Here is a 20,662-nt window from a genome sequence, read left to right on the forward strand (position 1 = left end):
CTGTCCCCGGTCGGTGAATGATCGGTAACCTCACGACAGACAGCACCCGACCCCACGACCCACAGTCCCGCGGAGGCACCTCATGTCCGGATCCGTCATCGTCGCCGGAGCGCGCACCCCGATCGGCCGCCTCCTCGGCGGCCTGAAGTCGCTCAAGGCGACCGACCTCGGCGGCGTCGCCATCAAGGGCGCCCTCGAGAAGGCCGGCGTGACCGGCGAGCAGGTCGACTACGTGATCATGGGCCAGGTCATCCTGGCCGGCGCGGGCCAGAACCCCGCGCGCGAGGCCGCGGTGGCCGGTGGCGTGCCGATGGGCGTCCCGTCGATCACCATCAACAAGGTCTGCCTGTCGGGCCTCAACGCGATCGCGATGGCCGACCAGCTGATCCGTGCCGGCGAGTGCGAGATCGTCGTGGCCGGCGGCATGGAGTCGATGACCAACGCGCCCCACCTGCTGATGGGCTCGCGCGAGGGCACCAAGTTCGGTGACACCACGCTCGTTGACTCGATGGCCTACGACGCCCTCTTCGACCAGGTCACCCAGCAGGCCATGGGCCTGCTCACCGAGGAGGTCAACGCCGCCGGGGCCAACCTGACCCGCGAGGAGCAGGACGAGTTCTCGGCGCAGTCGCACCAGAAGGCCGCTGCCGCCTGGAAGAACGGCATCTTCGACGACGAGGTCGTCCCGGTCTCGATCCCGCAGCGCAAGGGCGACCCGGTCGTCATCACCCAGGACGAGGGCGTGCGCGGCGACACCACCGCCGAGTCCCTGTCCAAGCTGCGCCCGGCGTTCTCCAAGACGGGCACCGTCACGGCCGGCTCCTCCTCGCAGATCTCCGACGGCGCCGCCGCCGTCGTCGTGATGAGCAAGGCCAAGGCCGAGGAGCTCGGGCTGACCTGGCTGGCCGAGATCGGTGCCCACGGCATGGTCGCCGGCCCCGACTCCTCGCTGCAGCTGCAGCCCGCCAACGCGACCGCGTTGGCCTGCCGCAAGGAGGGCATCGAGCCCACGGACCTCGACCTCGTCGAGTTCAACGAGGCCTTCGCCGCCGTCGGCATCTCCTCGGCCCGCGAGCTCGGCCTGCCCGACGACAAGGTCAACGTCAACGGCGGCGCCATCGCACTGGGCCACCCGGTCGGCATGTCCGGCGCCCGCGTCGTGCTCCACCTGGCGCTCGAGCTGCAGCGCCGCGGTGGCGGCGTCGGTGCGGCCGCGCTGTGCGGTGGCGGTGGCCAGGGTGACGCGCTGATCGTGCGTGTCCCGCAGCGCTAGTCGGGGGCGGGCTGACCGTCGTCAGTTCGACGTACCCGACCTCGTCGCGCGGGCCCGGGGCGGTGAGCCCCGGGCCGTCGCCCGGCTGATCTCGCTGGTCGAGGACGAGTCGTCGGCCCTGCGTGAGGCGATGGGCCTGCTGGCCCCCCACACCGGGCGGGCCCAGGTCGTCGGCATCACCGGTGCCCCCGGCGTCGGCAAGTCGACCTCGACCAACGCGATCGTCACGGCGGTGCGCGCCGGCGGCCGCCGCGTGGGCGTGCTCGCCGTCGACCCGTCGTCGCCGTTCTCGGGCGGAGCGCTGCTCGGTGACCGGATCCGGATGGGTGACCACGCCGGCGACAAAGGCGTCTTCATCCGCTCCATGGCCGCCCGCGGCCACCTCGGCGGGCTGTCCTGGTCGACGCCCCAGGCGGTGCGTGTGCTCGACGCCGCGGGCTTCGACGTCGTCCTGATCGAGACCGTCGGTGTCGGGCAGAGCGAGGTCGAGGTCGCGGGTCTCGCCGACTCCACGATCGTGCTGCTCGCCCCCGGCATGGGTGACGGCATCCAGGCCGCCAAGGCCGGCATCCTCGAGGTCGGCGACCTCTACGTCGTCAACAAGGCCGACCGCGACGGTGCGGCCCAGGTGGCCCGCGACCTGCGCTCGATGCTCGCCCTCGCCCAACGCCGCCCCGACGCCTGGCACCCGCCGGTCCTCAAGACCGTCGCCGCGTCCGGCGACGGCGTGGCCGAGGTCGTCACCGCCCTCGACGAGCACCGCGCCTGGTCGATCGCGACCGGCGAGCTGCAACGACGTCGCGAGCGTCGGGCCCGCGCGGAGGTCGAGGCCATCGCCGTGGCCGCGCTGCGGGCGCGCTTGGCGCAGGTCGGCGACCACGCCGAGATCGGCGCGCTCGCTGCGGCCGTGGTGGCGGGGGAGTCCGACCCCTACACCGCCGCCGACCGCCTGCTCGAGGGCTGACGGTGGTCGAGGAGCAACGGACCGAGTTGACCTGGCCGTTGCGGGCGGGTGGTCTCGTGACGGCCGCGGGCGGCCTCCTCGACCACCGTGGGGTGGGGTCGTTCAGCGCAGGTCGAGGTCGACCCAGACCGTGCGGTGGTCCGACGACGGGAACGGGAAGCTGCCCGTCAGGCGGGAGAGCGGGTCGGACGACACCGGCCAGAAGATCCCGGCGTCGCGCACCTGCAGGCCGCGGCGCGACGGCAGGACGTAGTCGGCGCGCAGGTTGCCCGGAGCGGGAGAGTCGTTGAAGTCGGCGGTGTCGAAGCGCGGGTCGCCACGGTGGGTGGCGTTGGCGCCGCCCTGGAGCACGGCCGCCTCGGGGCCGCCGGCCGAGGTGGGCAGCGGGTCGACGACGCGCGGGTTGTCGAGCAGCTGGTCGACGGCTGCGGCGACGGAGTCGCCGTCGAGGGGGTCGGCGTTCTGGTCGCCGGAGATCACGAACGACGCACCCTGGGCCAGGCCACCGCGACGCCCGTGGTCGTCGTAGACGTAGCGGGCGGCCGCGCCGCCGGTGACGTAGTCGGACCAGAAGCGTATCTCGTCGTGGTTGCGTCGACCGTTGCGGTCCTCGGGGCCGTCGAAGGTCGGCGGGGTGGGGTGGGACACCAGGAAGTGCACCGTCCGGTGCCCGATCCGGATCGGCAGGTCCCAGTGGCTCTTGCTCGACAGCCGCAGGGCGGCCTGCTCCTCGGGGGTGTAGAAGTCGGTGGGGATCAGGTTGCCCGGCATGTCGGCCCACCTGAAGAGGCGGAACGTGCGGACCTGCTGGGTCCGGATCGGGTACTTGCTCAGCACGACCATGCCGTACTGGCCCTCGAAGTCGCCGAAGCCGTAGGCGTCGTTGCCGCCGCCGACGGTCCCGTTGTCGTCGAGGTCGAGGCCGGTCGGCACGCCGGTGTTGGACGGGGCGACGTAGGCGTAGGGGTAGTCGATCGGCGCGGCGCCGTCGTGGGCCCGCGCGAGGTAGTTGTCGCGGAACAGGTCGACCGCCGTGCCGTCGGGGACGTAGTCGAACTCGTTGAGCAGCAGCACGTCGGGCCGCGTGCGCTGGATGATCTCGGCGACCGCGGCGGCCTGGGCGTCGTCGGGGGTCGACAGGTCGGTGACCAGCTGTCCGGCGCGCGCCCGGTTGAGGGAGGCGTTGAAGGTCTGGAACCGGACCGTGTGGGTGCGGCCCGCGTCGTCCGCGCGGTGGTGGGCGGGGTGCCCGGCGCCGGCGGCGGGGCGTACGGCGTCCGCGGGCGTGGTGGTCAGCAGGCCGGCACCGAGCAGCAGCAGGGAGGGCAGCGCGACGAGGCGCGCCCGAGAAAGCGTCGTCATGCGGCCACCCTGCCACGGGCCGGCCGGGCCCCGGGCCAACGCCAGGTGAACGCCCCGGTGCACGCATCCCTAGGATTGCCCGCATGACGCAACAGCCGTTCACCCGTCGTGGCGCCATCGACCTGTCGGCCCTCAAGCGCCCGGCCGCGCCGCCGCCGTCCTCGGGCCCGGGCGCGGGGGGTGCCGCGCCTGCTGGTTCCTACACCGTGCAGGTCACCGCCCAGACCCTGCAGCAGGTCGTCGAGGCATCGATGACCGCGCCGGTGCTGATGGTCGTCTACTCCGCGAGCCAGGTGCCCGAGAGCGCGACGTACGCCGCCGACGTGGCCGCGCTGACCGAGCGCTACGAGGGTCGCTTCCTGGCCGGGCTGGTCGACCTCGACACCGCGCCCGAGCTCGGTCAAGCCCTCCAGATCACCCAGGTCCCGGTCCTGCTGGTGCTGCTCGACGGCCGCCCGGTCACCCAGCCCATCCCCGGCGTCGTGCCGAGCGACGAGCTCAGCGCCTTGTTCAACCAGCTCGGTCAGCAGCTGACCCAGCAGGGCGTCACCGGACGCCACCAGCCGCAGGGGGCGCCCGCCCCGGCCGGTGCGGGCGACGAGCCCGCGGTCGACCCGCGCTATGCCGCCGCCGAGGACGCGCTGGCCCGCAACGACATCGCGGCCGCGGTCGCCGAGTACAAGAAGCTCGTCGACGCCAACCCCGCCGACCACGAGGCCGCCGCCGGGCTGGCCATGGCCACGATCCTGCACCGCACCCAGGGGGTCGACCCGGCCGCTGCCCGCGCCGCGGCCGACGCCGCCCCCGCCGACGTCGACGCCCAGACCCTCGTCGCCGACCTCGACCTGTCCGAGGGGCGCGTCCAGGAGGCTTTCGCCCGGCTCGTCGAGCTGGTCCGGGTCACCTCCGACAAGGAGCGCGACCGCGCGCGCGAGCACCTGATCAGCCAGTTCGCCGCGGTCGGTCACGACGACCCGCTCGTGCTGGCGGCCCGCCGCAACCTCGCCTCCGCCCTCTTCTGAGCCGGGTCGTGGCCGAGCGTGGCACCGCGCGGCGAGGCCCGGCGTGCGTGACTTCGTAGCTGGGGCAGCGTGCCTGGGACGTGGCTGGCGGCTCCTCGGCCAGCGGCCCCGGCTGCTGCTGCTCGGCATGGTGCCGGCGCTGGTGGTCTGGGTGCTGCTGGCCGCCGCGTTCGTCGCGCTCGTCCTGCACCTGGGCGACGTGGCCGCCTGGCTGACGCCGTTCGCCGACGACTGGGTCGACGGCGCCCGTCAGGCGGTGCGGTTCTTCCTCGGCCTGGCCCTGGTCGTGGGCTCGGTGCTGCTGTGGTCGGCGGTCTTCACGGGCTTGACCCTCACGATCGGTGACCCGTTCTACGAGCGGATCTGGCGGGCCGTCGAGGACATGCTCGGCCCGGTCAAGCTCGGCGACGGCCTGGGCTTCTGGCACTCGGCGCTCGACGGTCTCAGGCTCGCCGCCGTGGGCGTCGCCTCCTCGCTGCTGGTGCTCCTGAGTGGTCTCGTCCCCGTCCTCGGACCGGTGCTCGGCATCGTCCTGGGGCTGCTGCTCTCAGGGCGGCTGCTGGCCCGCGAGCTGGTCAGCCGGCCGCTCGAGGCGCGGGGGATGGACGCAGCGGCTCAGAAGGCCCTACTCGCCCCCCATCGGCGCAGGGTGCTCGGGCTCGGCATCGCCACGCAGGCCTGCTTCTTCGTGCCTTTCGGCGGGGTGTTGGTCATGCCGGTCGCCGTCGCCGGCGCGACCGTGCTGGCGCGCGACGTCCTGCCCGACGAGCGCGGGCCCGCCTACCGGCCGCACGCGACTAGCACCGACCCTGCGCCCCGGGGCTGAGGGCGGCGAGCGCAGCGCGGACGGCGGGAGAGTCGGCGAGCGTACTCCGGTGCACTGCCACGACCTCGCGGGTCGGCACCGGGTCGTGGGCGGGCAGGGCGACCAGCTGGTCGTCGAGCTCGGCGCGCCCGAGCCGCGGGACCAGGGCGATGCCGAGGCCGGCGCGCACCAGCGCCAGGTGGGAGTCGAACTCCATCGCGACGTGGGCGATCCGCGGTCGGCGTCCGGTGCCGTCGTACATCCGACCCAGCCACTGGCGGCAGATCGTGCCCTCGGGGGTCGCGATCCAGCCCTCGTCGACCAGGTCGGCCGGGGTCACCCGAGGCCGGCGCGCCAGCGGGTGGTCTCGGTGGACCACGACGTCCGCGACGTCCTGGGCGACCGAGGTGCGCACGAGGTGGTCCGGCACGTCGATCGCCACGTCGCCCCACGTGTGGACGAGTCCGAGCTCAAGCTGACCGGTCGCCACCAGGTCGATGGTGTCCCACGGCTCGTGCTCGACCAGCGACACCCGCAGGTCGGGGTGGGCGTCGAGCAGACCCCGGACCGCGGTGGCCACGAGCCCGCGCATCGCGGTGGAGAACGCCGCGATGCGCAGGTGCCCGGCCACGACGCCGGCGCGTCGGTGCAGCTGCGACTCGACCTGCTCGAGGTCGTCGAGCAGTCGGCCGCCGGTGTCGAGGAGGTGGCGTCCGTCCTCGGTGAGCATCACGCCGCGGCCGACGCGCTCGAGCAGCGTGACGCCGGTCTGCCGCTCCAGACGCTTGACCTGCTGCGACACGGCACTGGGGGTGTAGCCCAGCGCGTCGGCGGCGGCCACGACCGAGCCATGGGTGTCGACGGCGCTCAGCGAGCGCAGCGCGGCGAGATCGATCATGAAGTGATGCTACCGAGAGGCATGCACGATCATTCGCTGGTGCTGCACGGTCGAGGCGACGAGGTTGGGGCCCATGAGTCGTCGGGACTGCCTGCTCGCTGCCCTCGTGGCGTCGATCTGGGGCTTCAACTTCGTGGTGATCGACTGGGGCATGGACGACGTGCCGCCGCTGCTGTTCGTGGCGGTCCGCTTCACCGTCGTGCTCGTGCCGGCGGTGTTCCTGCTGCCGCGTCCCGACCTGCCGTGGCGCACTCTTGCAGCCGTCGGCTTCTTCATGTCCCTGGGCCAGTTCGGGTTTCTCTACGTCGCCATGGACGCCGGGCTGCCGCCCGGTCTCGCGGCGCTCGTGCTGCAGGCCCAGGTGATCTTCACGGTCGTGATCGCGGCCGGGGTACTGCGGGAGCGTCCCTCCGTGGCCCAGGCGTCGGGGGTCCTGGTCGGTTCGGTCGGCCTGGTGGTCGTCGCGGTCGGACGGGGAGGCCAGGTGTCGGCCCTCGCCCTCGGCCTGTGCCTGCTCGGGGCCCTGTCCTGGGCGATCGGCAACGTCGTCTCCCGCTCGTCGGGCGCGTCCGGAGGCCTGGCCCTGACGGTGTGGTCGGCCGTCGTCGTCCCGGTGCCCCTGCTGGTGCTCGCGATGGTCGTGGACGGCCCCTCGACGGTGGTCGACGGCGTGGCGGCGTTCGGCTGGCAGGCGGCGTTGTCGACGCTCTACACCGCCGGGCTCGCCTCCCTGGTCGGCTACGGGATCTTCAACACCCTGCTCTCCCGCAACCCCTCCGCGGCCGTCGTGCCCTGGGTGCTGCTGGCCCCGGTGGTGGCGATGGCCTCGGCCGCGGTGCTGCTGGACCAGTGGCCCAACGCGGCCGAGGCGACGGGTGGCGCGGCCATGGTGGCCGGGGTGCTGGTGGCGCTGCGGACCGGGCGGCGGCCCCTCACGTATGGACCTCGACCCCCTGTGAGCGCAGGTGGTCGACCAGGACGGAGCGTGCGGCCGGTGCGGTGAGCCTGCCGGTGCACACCCCGAGCACGAGACCGTCGACCAGGGCATGCACCGCGTCGACGAGGTCGGCGCGCTCACCCACCAGCCGGGAGACGAGCGCCACGGTGCTCGCGTCCTCGTCGCTGAAGTAGCCGGCGAGCGCGACCCGGTCGGGGTCGACGTCCTCGACCGGCGCCGCCGCGCCCGTGCCCGGTGTCACGGGGTCGCACCAGCCGCGGGTGGCGACCTGGTAGCGCTCGGCGAGGTCGTGCGCGCCCTGCTTGGACGGAATGGTCCCGTGCTGGATCCGCAGTCGCAGCCAGACGATCGCGGCGTCGGTCGCCTCGGTGTCGGGCAGGAGCTGTTCGAGGACGGGGAGGTGGTGCCGCCTGCGGCGCCGGTGGGTCTCGCACGCCTTGGCCGCCAGGGCCGGCAAGGACACGTGGTCGCCCAAGGTGCGCCGGGCCATGGCGTCCGACGCCCCGAGCTCGGCGGCCAGGCCACGTCGGCTCAGGACGGCCGGTCCTTCGCGCCGGACGACCTCGAACGCGGCCTCGGCCAGCAGCTCCAGCTGGGCTGCGTACCTCTCCCACCGCTTCATGCCGCTGTTCTACCGGCATCGGCACCCCGCGCGCTCCGGTCATCCACAGGCTCCACGACACGCGCAGCCCACGTCGTGCTCGCCCCCGCGGCGCGGCGCCAAGTGACTCAGGGTGCGTCGTGTTCTGGGGGTGCTGCTGGGGTCGGGTGACTCGGGGTGCGTCGTGTTCTGGGGGTGGTGCTGGGGTCGGGTGACTCGGGGTGCGTCGTGTTCTGGGGGTGGTGCTGGGGTCGGGTGACTCGGGGTGCGTCGTGTTCTGGGGGTGGTGCTGGGGTCGGGCGACTCGGGGTGCGTCGTGTTCGGCCGGTCCCTCGGGCGTGCGATGACCAGCGCGGGCGGTGTCCGCAGGCAGCCCCCGAGGCACACTGCGCTGCCGTCCTCTAGGACCAGAAGTCGACGCGGGATGGGTCAGTCGATGTGTCCGGGGTGGGGCGAAGTCGATGCGGGGTGGGTCAGTCGATGTGTCCGGGGTGGGGCGAAGTCGACGCGGGGTGGGTCAGTCGATGTGTCCGGGGTGGGGCGAAGTCGACGCGGGGTGGGTCAGTCGCGGCGTCCGGGGTGGGGAGAAGTCGACAGACTGCTCGTCAGCCCATCCCGCTCTCGGTGTAGGCCGGCCCCGAGCCCAGGTTGGCCAGGGCCGCCGCGATCCGGCGCGCGGTGAAGTCGGCGCAGCGTGCGGCGACCTGCTCGGGCGTCAGGAACTCCGCGGTGCGGATCTCCCGGGCCTGGGGGACGATCTGCTCGGTGATCGCCGCTGGGACGACACCGCCGTCGAAGACCAGGCACAGCGCGTCGTCCCACCCGCCCCATGGCGGCAACCAGTCGGTGAGGACCAGGGGGCCGGCCGGGATCGATAAGGCCAGCTCCTCGGTCACTTCGCGCGACACGGCGAGCTGGGGCGACTCGCCGACCTCGACGACGCCGCCCGGGAGGTCCCAGTCCTGCTTGTAGGTGAGCTGGCAGCACAGCACCCGCCCGGACTCGTCGCGGATCAGCATCTGGCTGATCGCGCGCTTGCGCGGCAGGAACGAGTTGAGCAGCGAGCGGAACGCCCCCGGCTCGCTCAACGGCGGGTCGCTCGCGAGACGGGCGAGCACGACGTACTCCTCGGTCTCGGGGCGTTCGCCGGTGCCGGGGGCCACCCGCTTGAGGCCCTCGCGGCGCAGGCCCGAACGGGTCGCCACACGCAGCGCGGACTCTGCCGTGACATCGACCTGCGCTTGGACCCGGCTGAAGCCACGGCCCCCCAACGGCTCCTCGGTCAGCGCCCAGTCGGTGGCGACGCGTACCGCACGGGTGGCCCAGCCGTGCCCGCGGTGCCCGGCGTCGAGGGCGTAGGTCAGCTCGCCGGTGTGCTGGTCGACCGTGCGCAGCTCCACCGTGCCGACCACCTCGCCGTCGACCTCGACGACGAACCTCGCCAGGTCGGCCGGGTCGGCGCTCCGGTCCGTGCTCGCGTCACCGGCGTGTGGACGCAGGGTCACCGACCCGTCGGTGAGCGTGGGCTGCTCGGCGCGCTGGTGACTCACCACGCCAGGTTAGTCGGCCGGGTCAGCCGGTCGGGTGGTCGCCGGCCTGCGCGGCCCGACCAGCCACAGCGACGCCAGGGGCGGCACGACGATGTCGGCGTGGGCCGGCATCGACCCGTGCGGCCCCTCGACCGCGAGCACGGAGCCGAGGTTGCCGACGCCGGAGCCGCCGTAGGCCGTGGCGTCGGTGTTGAGCGCCTCGGTCCACAGCCCGGCCGAGGGCAGACCCAGGCGGTAGCCGTCGTGCGGGACCGAGGCGAAGTTGGTGACGCAGACCAGGTCGGGGGCATCGGAGGCGGCCGGAGCGCGGCGCACGAACGAGTAGGTGTTGCGGCCGCTGTCGTCGGCGTCGACCCACTCGAACCCGGCGGCCGACACGTCCCCGGCCCACGCGGCCGGTGTCGCGACGTAGGCCGCGTTGAGGTCGCGCACCAGGTCGGACAGGCCGCGGTGCTCGGGGTGCTCGAGCAGCCACCAGTCGAGCTCGCGGGACTCCGCCCACTCCGACTCCTGACCCAGCTCGGCGCCCATGAAGACCAGCTGCTTGCCCGGGTGGGCCCACATGAAGGCGTAGTAGGCGCGCAGCGTCGCCAGCTGCTGCCAGCGGTCGCCCGGCATCTTGCGCAGCAGGGAGCCCTTGCCGTGCACGACCTCGTCGTGCGACAGCGGCAGGACGAAGTTCTCGGTCCAGGCGTAGGTGATCGCGAAGGTCAGGTCGTGGTGGTGCCACTGACGGTGCACCGGCTCACGCGCGAGGTAGTCGAGCGTGTCGTGCATCCAGCCCATGTTCCACTTGAAGCCGAAGCCCAGGCCGCCGGCCGACGTCGGTGCGGTGACGCCGGGCCACGACGTCGACTCCTCGGCGATGGTGCAGACGCCGGGGACCCGCTTGTAGACGGTGGCGTTCATCTCCTGCAGGAACTGCACGGCCTCGAGGTTCTCGCGGCCCCCGTGCTTGTTGGGCTGCCACTCGCCCTCCTCGCGGGCGTAGTCGAGGTAGAGCATCGAGGCCACGCCGTCGACGCGTAGGCCGTCGGCGTGGAACTCCTCGAGCCAGTAGAGCGCGTTGGCGTAGAGGAAGTTGCGGACCTCGGGCCGACCGAAGTTGAAGATGTGGGAGCCCCACTCCTGGTGCCACCCCCGCTGCGGGTTGGGGTCCTCGTAGAGGGGGGTGCCGTCGAACTTGACCAGCGCCCACTCGTCGGTGGCGAAGTGGCCGGGCACCCAGTCGAGGATGACGCCGATGCCGGCGCGATGCAGCGCGTCGACCAGCCGCTTGAACCCGTCAGGGTCGCCGAAGCGGGAGTCGGGGGCGAAGTACGACGTGACGTGGTAGCCCCACGAGCCGCCGAACGGGTGCTGCATCACCGGCATCAGCTCGACGTGGGTGAACCCCAGGTCGGCCAGGTAGGGGACCAGCCCCTCGGCCATCTCGTCGTAGGACCAGAAACGGCCGCCCGGGTGCCGCTTCCACGAGCCCAGGTGCATCTCGTAGACCGACATCGGCTCGTCGACCTGGTTGCGGGCGGCCCGCGCGGTCATCCACTCGTGGTCGGCCCACGTGTGGGTCGACTCGAAGACGCGGGAGGCCGTGTCGGGGGAGACCTCGCAGTAGGCCGCCATCGGGTCGGCCTTCTCGCGCCACTGGTCGTCGGCGCCCAGCACCTGCAGCTTGTACGACGTCCCGGAGGCGACGCCGGGCACGAAGAGCTCCCAGACCCCCGACTGGCCCAGCTGGCGCATCGGGTGCTCGCGGCCGTCCCAGCTGTTGAAGTCGCCCTTGACCCGCACCGCGCGCGCCGACGGCGCCCACACCGCGAACGAGGTGCCGGTGACGGTCCCGCCGAGCGGCTCCGCGTAGTGGTGGACGCGGGCGCCCAGGACCTGCCAGAGGTTCTCGTGGCGCCCCTCGTTGACCAGGTGCAGGTCGACCTCACCCAGGGTCGGCAGGAACCGGAACGGGTCGTCGACGACGATCTCGCCCTGGCCGTAGTCGACCACGAGCCGGTAGCCCGGGACCTCGGCGATCGCCGCGGCACCCACCCAGATGCCGCCGTGCTCGTGGGTGAGCGGCACGTCGGCGTCACCGAAGCGGACCACGACCCGCTGCGCCAGCGGCTTGAGGACGCGGAACGTCACCTGGCCGTCGTGGGCGTGCGGTCCGAGGATCGCGTGCGGGTGCCCGTGCTCACCGCGGATGATCTGGTCGAGCTCGCCCCGGGGGACCTCGAGCGGGACGGGCGTGGCGGCGGGGGTGGGCTTGGTGGTGCTCATGTGGAGGCTCCGATCCGCGCGACGGCGGCCAGGGGGATGTCGACCCAGGTCGGTCGGTTGCGGGTCTCGTAGACGGACTCGTAGACGGCCTTGTCGGCGGTGTAGGCGGTGACGAGGGTGCGCTCGTCGGGGGTCAGGTCGCCACCGGCGTAGGAGGCGAGGAAGTAGCGCTGGTTGCGCTCGACCCACTCGGCCCCACGCAGGCGGATCTCGGCCAAGGCGGTCTCGTCGAGCTCGTCGTGCGAGCGCTCGACGGCGTGCGCGGCGTAGTCGAAGGACCGGAGCATCCCGGCGACGTCGCGCCACGGGGAGTCGGGGAGAAGCCGCTCGGCGAGGGTCTTGGCGGGCTCGCCCTCGAAGTCGACGATCTTCCACCCCAGTGCCGTGCGCAGGGTCTGGCCGAGGTGGAGGTCGCCGTGGACCCGCTGGACCGGGAGGTCGCCGAGCCCGGCGAGCCGGTCGAACAGGGCGCGCAGCGCGGCCTCGTGGGGCGCCAGCAGCGGTGCCACCGGGAGGGCGGCGTCGAGCCGGGCGTGCATCTGGCCGGCGGTGAACGAGGCCGGCACCGTCGAGGTCTCGAAGCGCTCGCGCAGCACGGCGTGGACCTCGCGCAGGGTGTCGCCTAGCCGCCCGGCCTCGCCGGAGAAGTCGCCCCCGGCCTCGCGCGCGGCGAGCTCGGGGTCGGCGTACAGGTTGCGGACGCTGGTCAGGGCCAGGTCCCAGCCGTCGGTGGCCGTGCGCAGGAACTGCTGCAGCATGCCGAGGTGGACGGTGGTCGAGGAGGTTGCGCCGGCAGCCGGCTCGAGGCCACGCCACTCCACCCAGCCGTAGAGGTGCGCGACGTCGGGGGAGTCGGCCAGGGTCAGCGCCTCGTGGGTGGTGATGTCGGGGTTGGGCCCCGCGGTCACCTTGCGGAACACCTTGAGCACCGAGTCCTCGCCGAAGGCGATCGAGGAGTTGGACTGCTCGCCGGTGAAGAGCGTGCCGGCGGCCTCGAGGTCGAGGTCGTGGCCGGGGGTGCGGTGGAAGACCAGGCCGCCCACCTCGGCGGGCCCGTCGGCGGCCGCGCCGAACGCCTGCAGCCACAGCCGGGTCGCGGCCCGGTCGTGCAGGGCGTCGTAGGCGTGCACCCAGCCGAGGTCGGGGTCCCCCCACCAGCCGACGAAGGCGTGGTCGAGCCGGTGCTCGGGCTCGGTGTAGTAGGACAACGGCACCTGGTAGAGCTCGGTGGTGGCGTCGTCGGCGTAGGTCAGCTCGACCAGCAGCACGTCGAGGACGGGGTTGCCGTCGCCCAGCAGGCCTAGGCGGCGTACGTCGCTGACCGCGAAGTCACGGCCCTTGCCGCCGAACCAGCGGGTCCGGGTGAGGTAGGGCCCGAAGACGGTCGGGTCGATGCCCGGATGGCCGCTCACAGCAGCTGCCCCTCGTCGGGGCGCTCGCTCGGCACCAGACGGAACCAGTAGAAGCCGTAGCCGCTGAGGGTGAGCAGGTAGGGCAGCTCGCCGACGGCGGGGAACTGCACGCCGCCGAGCAGCTCGATCGGCACCATCCCCTCGAAGCGGCGCAGGTCGAGCTCGACCGGCTGCGGGAAGCGCGACAGGTTGTTGACGCAGAGGATCACGTCGCCCTGGTGCTCGCGCGTGTAGGACAGCACGGTGGAGTTGGAGCCGCCGAGGTCGTGGAACTCGCCGAGGCCGAACGCCGGGTGCTGGCGTCGCGCGTGGATCATCCGACGCGTCCAGTGCAGCAACGAGGAGGGGTTCTCCAGCTGGGCCTCGACGTTGACGCTCTGGTAGCCGTAGACGGGGTCCTGGATCGCGGGCAGGAACAACTTGCCCGGCGTCGCGGACGAGAAGCCCGCGTTGCGGTCGGGGGTCCACTGCATCGGGGTGCGGACCCCGTCGCGGTCGCCGAGCCAGATGTTGTCCCCCATCCCGATCTCGTCGCCGTAGTAGAGGACGGGGGAGCCCGGCAGCGACAGCAGCAGCGCGTTGAAGAGCTCGATCTGGTTGACGTCGTTGTCGAGCAGGGGCGCCAGCCGCCGGCGGATGCCGATGTTGGCCTTCATCCGCGGGTCCTTGGCGTACTCGTCCCACATGTAGTCGCGGTCCTCGTCGCTGACCATCTCGAGGGTGAGCTCGTCGTGGTTGCGCAGGAAGATGCCCCACTGGCAGCCCGACGGGATCGGCGGCGTCTGCTCGAGGATCTCGGAGATCGGGAAGCGCGACTCGCGGCGCACCGCCATGAAGATGCGCGGCATCACCGGGAAGTGGAAGCACATGTGGCACTCGTCGCCGCCGGACTCGAAGTCGCCGAAGTAGTCGACGACGTCGGCCGGCCACTGGTTGGCCTCGGCGAGCAGCACCTTGCCGGGGTACTTCTCGTCGACGAAGCGGCGCACCTTGCGCAGGAACTCGTGGGTCTCGGGGAGGTTCTCGCCGTTGGTGCCCTCGCGCACGTAGAGGTAGGGGACCGCGTCGAGCCGGAACCCGTCGAGGCCCATGTCGAACCAGAACGAGATCGCCTCGAGGATCGCGTCGTGGACCGCGGGGTTGTCGTAGTTGAGGTCGGGCTGGTGGGAGAAGAACCGGTGCCAGAAGTACTGCTGGCGCACGGGGTCCCAGGTCCAGTTGGACGGCTCGGTGTCGACGAAGATGACGCGGGCGTCCTGGTACTTGTCGTCGGTGTCGGACCACACGTAGAAGTCGCCGTAGGGGCCCTCGGGGTCCTCGCGGCTGGCCTTGAACCAGGCGTGCTGGTCGCTGGTGTGGTTGGCGACGAAGTCGATGATCACCCGGATGCCGCGGGCGTGGGCCTCGTCGAGGAAGTGGTGGAAGTCGTCGACGGTGCCGGCCTCGGGCAGGATGTCGGTGTAGTCGGCGACGTCGTAGCCCCCGTCGCGCAGCGGCGAGGAGAAGAACGGCGGCACCCACAGGCAGTCGACCCCCAGCCACTGCAGGTAGTCGAGCTTCTCGGTGAGGCCCTTGAAGTCGCCGGTGCCGTCGCCGTTGGAGTCACGGAAGCTGCGGACCATCACCTCGTAGAAGACGGCGGTCTTGAACCAGTCGGGGGTCTGGTTGACCGGCTCGCCGGGCGCGGCGGGCAGCACCGGCTGCTCCACCGGTGCGCCGGTCGTGGGCGGGCTGACGTCGATCTCGGTCGTGACGGGAGGGGTGTTCACTGAGCCTTCCTGATCGTCATGACGTGGGCCGGCTCGTCGTGGGGGTCGAGACGCACGTAGTCGTGCTCGCCCCACTGCCAGTCGGCGCCGGTGATCTCGTCGTGGGCGACGAAGGTGTCGTTCCAGTCCAGGCCCAGGGCGGGCATGTCGAGGTGGACCGTGGTCTCGCGGACGCCGTGCGGGTCGAGGTTGATCACGACGACGACCACGTCGTCGTCGGCCCGCTTCGAGAACACCAGCACGTTCTCGTCGTCGGCGGCGTGGATCGTGATGTTGCGCAGCTGCTGCAGCGCGGGGTGCGCGCGGCGGATCTCGTTGAGCCGGGTGAGGTAGGGCGCCAGCGAGCGGCCCTCGGCCTCGGCGGCGTCCCAGTCACGGATGCGGATCTGGTACTTCTCGGAGTCGAGGTACTCCTCGCTGCCCGGCTTGACCGCCACGTGCTCGTAGAGCTCGTAGCCGGCGTAGACCCCCCAGCTGGGGACGCTCGTGGCCGCCAGGGCCGCGCGGATCTTGAACGCCGGCGGGCCGCCGTACTGCAGGTGCTCGGGGAGGATGTCGGGGGTGTTGACGAAGAAGTTGGGCCGCATCACGTGGTCGGACTCGCTGCTGACCTCGCGCAGGTAGTCCTCGATCTCCCAGCGCGCCACCCGCCACGTGAAGTAGGTGTAGCTCTGGTGGTAGCCGACGGCGCCGAGCCCGTGCATCATCGGCGGCCGGGTGAACGCCTCGGAGAGGAAGAGCACGTCGGGGTCGGTACGCCGCACCTCGCGCAGCAGCCACTCCCAGAACGCCAGCGGCTTGGTGTGCGGGTTGTCGACGCGGAAGATCCGCACTCCGTGGCTCATCCACAGCCGCACGATGCGCAGCACCTCGCGGCAGATGCCGGTGGGGTCGTTGTCGAAGTTGACCGGGTAGATGTCCTGGTACTTCTTCGGCGGGTTCTCGGCGTAGGCGATGCTGCCGTCGGCGCGGGTGGTGAACCACTGCGGGTTGCTCGTCACCCACGGGTGGTCGGGCGCCGCCTGCAACGCGAGGTCGAGCGCGACCTCGAGGCCGAGCTCACCGGCCCGGGCCACGAACGCGTCGAAGTCGGCGAACGTGCCGAGGTCGGGGTGGATCGCGTCGTGGCCGCCGTCCTTGCTGCCGATCGCCCACGGCGAGCCGGTGTCGTCGGGGCCCGGGGTGAGCGTGTTGTTGGGGCCCTTGCGGTTGACCTCGCCGATCGGGTGGATCGGCGGCAGGTAGATGACGTCGAACCCCATCGCGGCCACGCCCTCGAGCCGCTTGGCGGCGGTGGCGAAGGTGCCGCTGGTGACCTTGCCGGTCACCTCGTCACGCACGGCGCCCTCCGAGCGCGGGAAGAACTCGTACCAGCTGCCGAACAGCGCACGCTCGCGGTCGACGTAGGCCGGGAAGGGGCCGACGACGCTGAGCAGGTCGCGCAGGGGGTAGGCCGTGAGGACCTCCGCGAGGTCGTCGGCCTGCAGTTGTGCCAGCCGGGCCTCGGCCGGGCGCGTGGTGTCGGCGGCCGCGGCGATCGCGGCGTCGACCACGGCGACCGCGGGACCCTTGGGCAGCGAGGCGCGCACGCGCTCGAGCAGCAGCCGCCCCTCGGTGAACATGAGCTCGACGTCGATGCCGGCGGGGACCTTGATGCCGGCCGCGTGCTGCCAGGTCGCGACCGGGTCGGACCAGGCCTGGATCTCGAAGGCCCACGGGCCGGGGGAGTCGGGCCGGGCCCACGCGAGGTAGCGGTCGACGGGGTCGGCCTGCTTCACCATCCGCACCGGAGGCTGCCGCTCACCGCTCGGCGAGACGAGGACCACCTCCGCCCCGAGGCTGTCGTGACCCTCGCGGAAGATGGTCGCCGAGACCGGGAAGGGCTCGCCGACGGTTGCCTTTGCTGGGAGCCGTCCGAGGTCCACCACGGGGTGGACGTCCATGACGGGAATGCGTCCGACCATGCGTTCCACCCTTGCTGGTCCCACCGACACCTGCAACCTCAGGCGGGGTGAAGACCGCAGCCCGCCCCCGGCGGCGTGCACAAAGCCGCACCGGGCGCGGTGGGCCCCCGTAGGTCCACCCCGCCCGGTGCGGTGGTGCAGTGGTGCGGTGCCGGCTAGCGGAACGACCGCTGCGGGTTGTCGATGCCGTACGACGACTTCCAGCTGGGGAAGGACGTCGTGAAGGCCTGGAACTCCGCGACGTGGGCGATGGTGCCGCGGTCGGAGCCGGCCTTGCAGTCGGTCGTGTTGGCCGGGTCGGAGTCGAGCTCACCGGCGTAGCCGGCGAAGCCGGTGCACTGGTTCTCGAGCACGACCAGCCGCAGCGCGGCCGCCCGGGTCGGCTTGATCGCGAACGCCCGCATGTTGAGCGTCGGGGCGACCGGACGCGGCCGTGAGGCCGGGAAGGCGTTGCTCGGCGAGACGTAGACGCGCTTCCAGCGGGCCTTGGGCGAGGCGCAGGCCTTGACGCACGCCTCGACGGCGAACTTGCGCAGCGCGGTGAAGCGCGACCCGGCGTCCTGGTCCTCGCGGTACTTCGGGCGCAGCAGGGCGCTGACGGCCACCGTCTTGATCACGACAGGCTTCTTGCCGGCCAGGTCGATGTCGACCGAGGGGTGCGAGACGTCCACGTTGGCGCTGGTCGCGACGCCCCAGCCGTAGTTCTCGGTGCCGTCGATGAGTTGGCCCGGACGGCGAGAACCGCCGGTCGCCCGGATGATCTTGGCACCGGAGGGGGCCGAGGCGTAGTTCTTCGAGGTCCTGATGCGCACGACCTGGACCTTCTGGCCCTTCTTCACGGTCATGTGGAAGCGCATGAAGCCGTGGCGGAAGCTCGTCAGGAGCATGTCGTAGCGCCCGGGGGTGAAGAAGGCGACGTTGGACTTGGTCTTGGTCTTGGGCGTGTTGTCGGCGATGCTGCGCGACCGCGCCATGTAGTCACCGACGAAGACCGACGCACCGGGCTTCATCTTGAACACGACCTTGGTGTTGCCCTTGGCGCCGCCGATGGACTTGAAGCTCGGCACCGGACGGATGTCCTCGCCGTCCTTGGCGTGCGCACCGACACCCATGCCCCGACGGGCAAAGGCGTCCCACAGCAGCTTGGTGTCGGCGCCCTTGAAGCGGATCTTGTCGGCGGCGATCATGCCGTCGCGGGCGTCGAGCATCGTCGTGGCACCCTGCTGCAGCAGGAACGAGTCGAAGACCAGCTGGATCCAGCGACGGTTGCCCGGGCACTTGTCGGCGGCCAGCGGGCTGGCGTCGGCGCGGCCCTCGGCACAGCGCAGCTGCAGCGCCTTGTTGCGGTAGGGGAACTGCTTGTCGTACTTCTTCACCAGCGCCTGGCGGACCTCCCACTGGGTGCCGTTCCAGATCTCGCCGTCGGCGTGCACCTCGGGTCCGGTGGTGTCGAAGCCGTAGTTGCTGTAGTTGAGCGGGTTGTGGTTGATCGCGTAGTCGCGGATGGCCACGGTCTTGTTGCCGGTGGCGTAGGCGCCCACGGCCCAGACGTTGCCGCCGTTGGAGTAGCCGTGCGCGAACTGGTACTCGGCCGCGTCCTGGTCGCTCCAGGACTCACCCATGGCACCGCCCTGCTCGGACGTCAGGCCCTCGTCGGGCCCGCCGACCATGCGGTTGCTGATGGCGTGGGTGTACTCGTGGCCGACGATGCCCATGTCGAGGCCACCGTCGGTGCACGGTGAGTAGAAGGCGCCGGCGATCGGCTGGAAGAGGTACTGGTTGGTGATGCCGGCGACGCCGTCCTGCATGGCGATCTGGTTGGCGTTGTCGCGGCCCAGGCCGGTCTGCAGACCGCCGAGGGCACCGGCCTGGACGTTGCCGATCTCGGCGTCCGCCCCGACACCGCCGCGGCCGCCGTTGTCGGTCTGCAGGTTGTAGTTGGCCTCGGTGAACCCGAGGTAGTAGGACCAGTCGTGCATCCGGTTGTGGACGACGAACAGGTTGGCGACCGAGAAGTTGATGTCGTTGCCGCCGGGGACCAGCTCTGCCGGGTTGCAGCGGGAGTTGTTCCACGCGTCGGTGAAGGTCTGCCGGTAGTCACCCGTTGCCGAGACGGGGGCCTGGAAGAGCCCGCCCGGGGTGAGCGGGCTGACCCAGGCCTCGTGGGAGTTGGCGTTGTTGCCGACGGTCGTGTTGCTCGAGACGCCGGAGGGGCTCAGGACGTCCCAGGGCGCGAAGGCCTGGATGTTCTTGAGCTGTCCGGTCGGCAGTGTGCAGCCTGCGACCTGGAGCCAGCAGCCGACCACGGCGTTGCGCGGGGTCTGCGTGGAGGAGTCGAGCGTCGGGTTGGCGGTGAAGAAGCGCCACTTGGGGTTGTAGGAGTTGGCGAGCGACGGAGCGCCCTGGTCGGTGGTGTTGACCGTCAGCGCGTAGTTGAACGGCGGCAGGGTGGCCGCGCCGTCGAAGGGGCAGACCTCGGCCTTCCAGGAGCCGGCCGGGATCGGGGTGCCCGGGGTGTAGGTCAGCACCTCGGGGCTGGTGGCCAGGTCCTGCGAGGCCACCACGACGCCGGACGGGTCGTAGAGGTTGATCGTGATGTCGTCGGCGGAGTTGACCATGGCGGCGACCGCGGTGATGGTCGTGGTGGCGCCGTTGGTGATGTTGAAGGCGTGCTTCGGTCCGCAGGCGCTCGCGGTGATCGAGCCGCTGAACGGGAAGGTGCCGTTGCTGCGCGGTGCCACCACGACGCCCTGGGGCATCCCGGTCAGGGTGCTGGGGCCCGCGGCGTCCGCGGCGTTCTCGACCTTGTTCTCGCGGTGCAGGATGCGGCCGTCGACGGCGTCGACCAGCACGGTGTAGCCGAGGGTCTTGCCGCCCTGGACGTCGATGACGTTGGCTTCGAGCACCGGACGCACCGAGCCGTCGGCGTTGGCGAGGGCCCGCACGCGCACCAGCTGCTCTTGCACCAGGCCCGGCACCGTGAGCCGGGTCCAGCCGCCGCTGACGCTGCGGGTGAGGGTGCTGAGGTCGGCCGGGACGGCGACCCCGACGTCGGCAGCGGCCTTCAGCCAGCCGGCGGCCGGGCTGATCCGTGCGGCCGGGATCTGCTGGGTGGTCTTGGTGATCGACGAGGAGACGTAGACGATCTCGCCGTCGGACACCGCGACGGTCACGGCACTGCCGATCGCCGGGAGGAGCCCGCCGAAGGTCTGGCGGAAGAACACCGCGTGCCCGTCGGTGCCGACGAGCTTCTGGTCGATGGCCTGCATGCCCGCGACCTGGGCCCGCGAGATGCCGAAGACGTCGGCGTTGTCGCTGAGCCAGGCGCGGGCGGCGACGACGGGGTCCTGGGAGGTCGCCCGGGCCAGCACGCCGTCGGCGGGGAGGATCGAGGCGGGCGTGCCGAACGCGTTCCAGCGCATCTCGACGGCACCCAGACGCGCCACGGCCCGCTGCTGGGCCGGGCTCGGGAGGGCCCGGCCGCGGGTGTCGACGTCGGGCTTGCCGGCGACGGGGTCGCCGATGCCGCGGAACGTGGTCGACAGGTCCGGCACCTTGCCCGTGGCGGGCTTGAGGGGCGCGGGCGCCGGGGCGGGGGTCGCGTCGTCGGCGAGCGCCGGCAGCTGGGTGAGGCCCGGGACCAGGGTGGCGGTCAGCAGGGCGATCGCCGCGAGCCGGTAGCGGCTGCGACGAGACGAGATCGAGGTCATGACGGTCTCAACGCCTGCGCCGCCCAGACGTTATGCGTCTTGTCAGACGAAACATGAACGTCACCGAACTTCGTCGTTCTCTTGGATCGATCCAAGGATC

At 71.8% G+C, this 20,662-nt stretch carries 14 protein-coding genes; 5 read left to right on the forward strand and 9 right to left on the reverse strand.

The window, feature by feature from the left end:
* The first annotated feature begins 82 nt into the window (after positions 1–82).
* On the forward strand, positions 83–1,273 hold the full coding sequence (locus FZC61_RS03770; RefSeq protein WP_148612707.1) for an acetyl-CoA C-acetyltransferase: 1,191 nt from the start codon (positions 83–85) through the stop codon (positions 1,271–1,273).
* Positions 1,257–2,237: a methylmalonyl Co-A mutase-associated GTPase MeaB gene (gene meaB / locus FZC61_RS03775; protein WP_148612709.1), complete on the forward strand. Its 981-nt coding sequence runs from the start codon at positions 1,257–1,259 to the stop codon at positions 2,235–2,237. Before FZC61_RS03770 ends, meaB begins: the two co-directional genes overlap by 17 nt.
* Positions 2,238–2,339: 102 nt before the next feature.
* Here meaB and FZC61_RS03780 read toward each other — a convergent pair whose 3' ends face one another.
* Positions 2,340–3,599, reverse strand: coding sequence for an endonuclease/exonuclease/phosphatase family protein (locus tag FZC61_RS03780; protein ID WP_148612711.1), 1,260 nt, complete (start codon positions 3,597–3,599; stop codon positions 2,340–2,342).
* Positions 3,600–3,682: 83 nt separating this feature from the next.
* Between FZC61_RS03780 and FZC61_RS03785 the strand changes: the two genes are divergently transcribed.
* Together FZC61_RS03785 and FZC61_RS03790 are read left to right on the forward strand one after the other, a co-directional pair.
* Positions 3,683–4,621: a tetratricopeptide repeat protein gene (locus tag FZC61_RS03785; RefSeq protein ID WP_148612713.1), complete on the forward strand. Its 939-nt coding sequence runs from the start codon at positions 3,683–3,685 to the stop codon at positions 4,619–4,621.
* 43 nt (positions 4,622–4,664) lie between these two features.
* On the forward strand, positions 4,665–5,447 hold the full coding sequence (locus FZC61_RS03790; RefSeq protein ID WP_148612715.1) for an EI24 domain-containing protein: 783 nt from the start codon (positions 4,665–4,667) through the stop codon (positions 5,445–5,447).
* Here FZC61_RS03790 and FZC61_RS03795 read toward each other — a convergent pair.
* Positions 5,419–6,324, reverse strand: a complete 906-nt coding sequence (locus tag FZC61_RS03795; RefSeq protein ID WP_148612717.1) for a LysR family transcriptional regulator — start codon at positions 6,322–6,324, stop codon at positions 5,419–5,421. The two genes, FZC61_RS03790 and FZC61_RS03795, sit on opposite strands and share 29 nt — an antisense overlap.
* Before the next feature lie 73 nt (positions 6,325–6,397).
* Between FZC61_RS03795 and FZC61_RS03800 the strand changes: the two genes are divergently transcribed.
* A complete protein-coding gene (locus tag FZC61_RS03800; RefSeq protein WP_148612719.1) occupies positions 6,398–7,327 on the forward strand; it encodes an EamA family transporter in 930 nt (309 codons plus the stop codon).
* Here FZC61_RS03800 and FZC61_RS03805 read toward each other — a convergent pair.
* The 7 genes from FZC61_RS03805 to FZC61_RS03835 all read right to left on the reverse strand — a co-directional run bounded on the left by FZC61_RS03805 (position 7,257) and on the right by FZC61_RS03835 (position 20,562).
* Positions 7,257–7,904: a hypothetical protein gene (locus FZC61_RS03805; protein ID WP_148612721.1), complete on the reverse strand. Its 648-nt coding sequence runs from the start codon at positions 7,902–7,904 to the stop codon at positions 7,257–7,259. The genes FZC61_RS03800 and FZC61_RS03805 overlap by 71 nt on opposite strands.
* 584 nt (positions 7,905–8,488) lie before the next feature.
* Positions 8,489–9,433 (reverse strand): NUDIX hydrolase, encoded by a 945-nt coding sequence (locus FZC61_RS03810; protein ID WP_170285966.1) that lies wholly within the window; start codon positions 9,431–9,433, stop codon positions 8,489–8,491.
* 9 nt (positions 9,434–9,442) lie between these two features.
* Positions 9,443–11,707 carry a 1,4-alpha-glucan branching protein GlgB gene (gene glgB / locus FZC61_RS03815; RefSeq protein WP_148612725.1) on the reverse strand — a complete coding sequence of 755 codons (2,265 nt, stop codon included), beginning with the start codon at positions 11,705–11,707 and terminating at the stop codon, positions 9,443–9,445.
* Positions 11,704–13,119: a maltokinase N-terminal cap-like domain-containing protein gene (locus tag FZC61_RS03820; RefSeq protein WP_148612727.1), complete on the reverse strand. Its 1,416-nt coding sequence runs from the start codon at positions 13,117–13,119 to the stop codon at positions 11,704–11,706. Before FZC61_RS03820 ends, glgB begins: the two co-directional genes overlap by 4 nt.
* A complete protein-coding gene (treS, locus tag FZC61_RS03825) occupies positions 13,116–14,828 on the reverse strand; it encodes a maltose alpha-D-glucosyltransferase (RefSeq protein WP_246142565.1) in 1,713 nt (570 codons plus the stop codon). The genes FZC61_RS03820 and treS overlap by 4 nt, the downstream gene beginning before the upstream one ends.
* A gap of 56 nt (positions 14,829–14,884) precedes the next feature.
* On the reverse strand, positions 14,885–16,852 hold the full coding sequence (locus FZC61_RS03830) for an alpha-1,4-glucan--maltose-1-phosphate maltosyltransferase (RefSeq protein ID WP_148612731.1): 1,968 nt from the start codon (positions 16,850–16,852) through the stop codon (positions 14,885–14,887).
* A gap of 155 nt (positions 16,853–17,007) precedes the next feature.
* The gene (locus FZC61_RS03835) at positions 17,008–20,562 is read right to left on the reverse strand and encodes a M36 family metallopeptidase (RefSeq protein WP_148612733.1); all 3,555 of its coding nucleotides are present in this window, start codon (positions 20,560–20,562) and stop codon (positions 17,008–17,010) included.
* Positions 20,563–20,662: the final 100 nt, after the last annotated feature.

Source organism: Nocardioides rubriscoriae (assembly GCF_008087085.1).
GTDB lineage: Bacteria > Actinomycetota > Actinomycetes > Propionibacteriales > Nocardioidaceae > Nocardioides > Nocardioides rubriscoriae.

Excerpts from the sequence above, each read along its gene's own strand:
- FZC61_RS03805 (WP_148612721.1), bottom strand. The coding sequence starts at position 7,904 with ATGAAGCGGTGGGAGAGGTACGCAGCCCAGCTGGAGCTGCTGGCCGAG.
- glgB (WP_148612725.1), bottom strand. The coding sequence starts at position 11,707 with ATGAGCACCACCAAGCCCACCCCCGCCGCCACGCCCGTCCCGCTCGAG.
- FZC61_RS03785 (WP_148612713.1), top strand. The coding sequence starts at position 3,683 with ATGACGCAACAGCCGTTCACCCGTCGTGGCGCCATCGACCTGTCGGCC.
- FZC61_RS03795 (WP_148612717.1), bottom strand. The coding sequence starts at position 6,324 with ATGATCGATCTCGCCGCGCTGCGCTCGCTGAGCGCCGTCGACACCCAT.
- FZC61_RS03835 (WP_148612733.1), bottom strand. The coding sequence starts at position 20,562 with ATGACCTCGATCTCGTCTCGTCGCAGCCGCTACCGGCTCGCGGCGATC.
- FZC61_RS03830 (WP_148612731.1), bottom strand. The coding sequence starts at position 16,852 with ATGGTCGGACGCATTCCCGTCATGGACGTCCACCCCGTGGTGGACCTC.
- FZC61_RS03780 (WP_148612711.1), bottom strand. The coding sequence starts at position 3,599 with ATGACGACGCTTTCTCGGGCGCGCCTCGTCGCGCTGCCCTCCCTGCTG.
- FZC61_RS03800 (WP_148612719.1), top strand. The coding sequence starts at position 6,398 with ATGAGTCGTCGGGACTGCCTGCTCGCTGCCCTCGTGGCGTCGATCTGG.
- FZC61_RS03770 (WP_148612707.1), top strand. The coding sequence starts at position 83 with ATGTCCGGATCCGTCATCGTCGCCGGAGCGCGCACCCCGATCGGCCGC.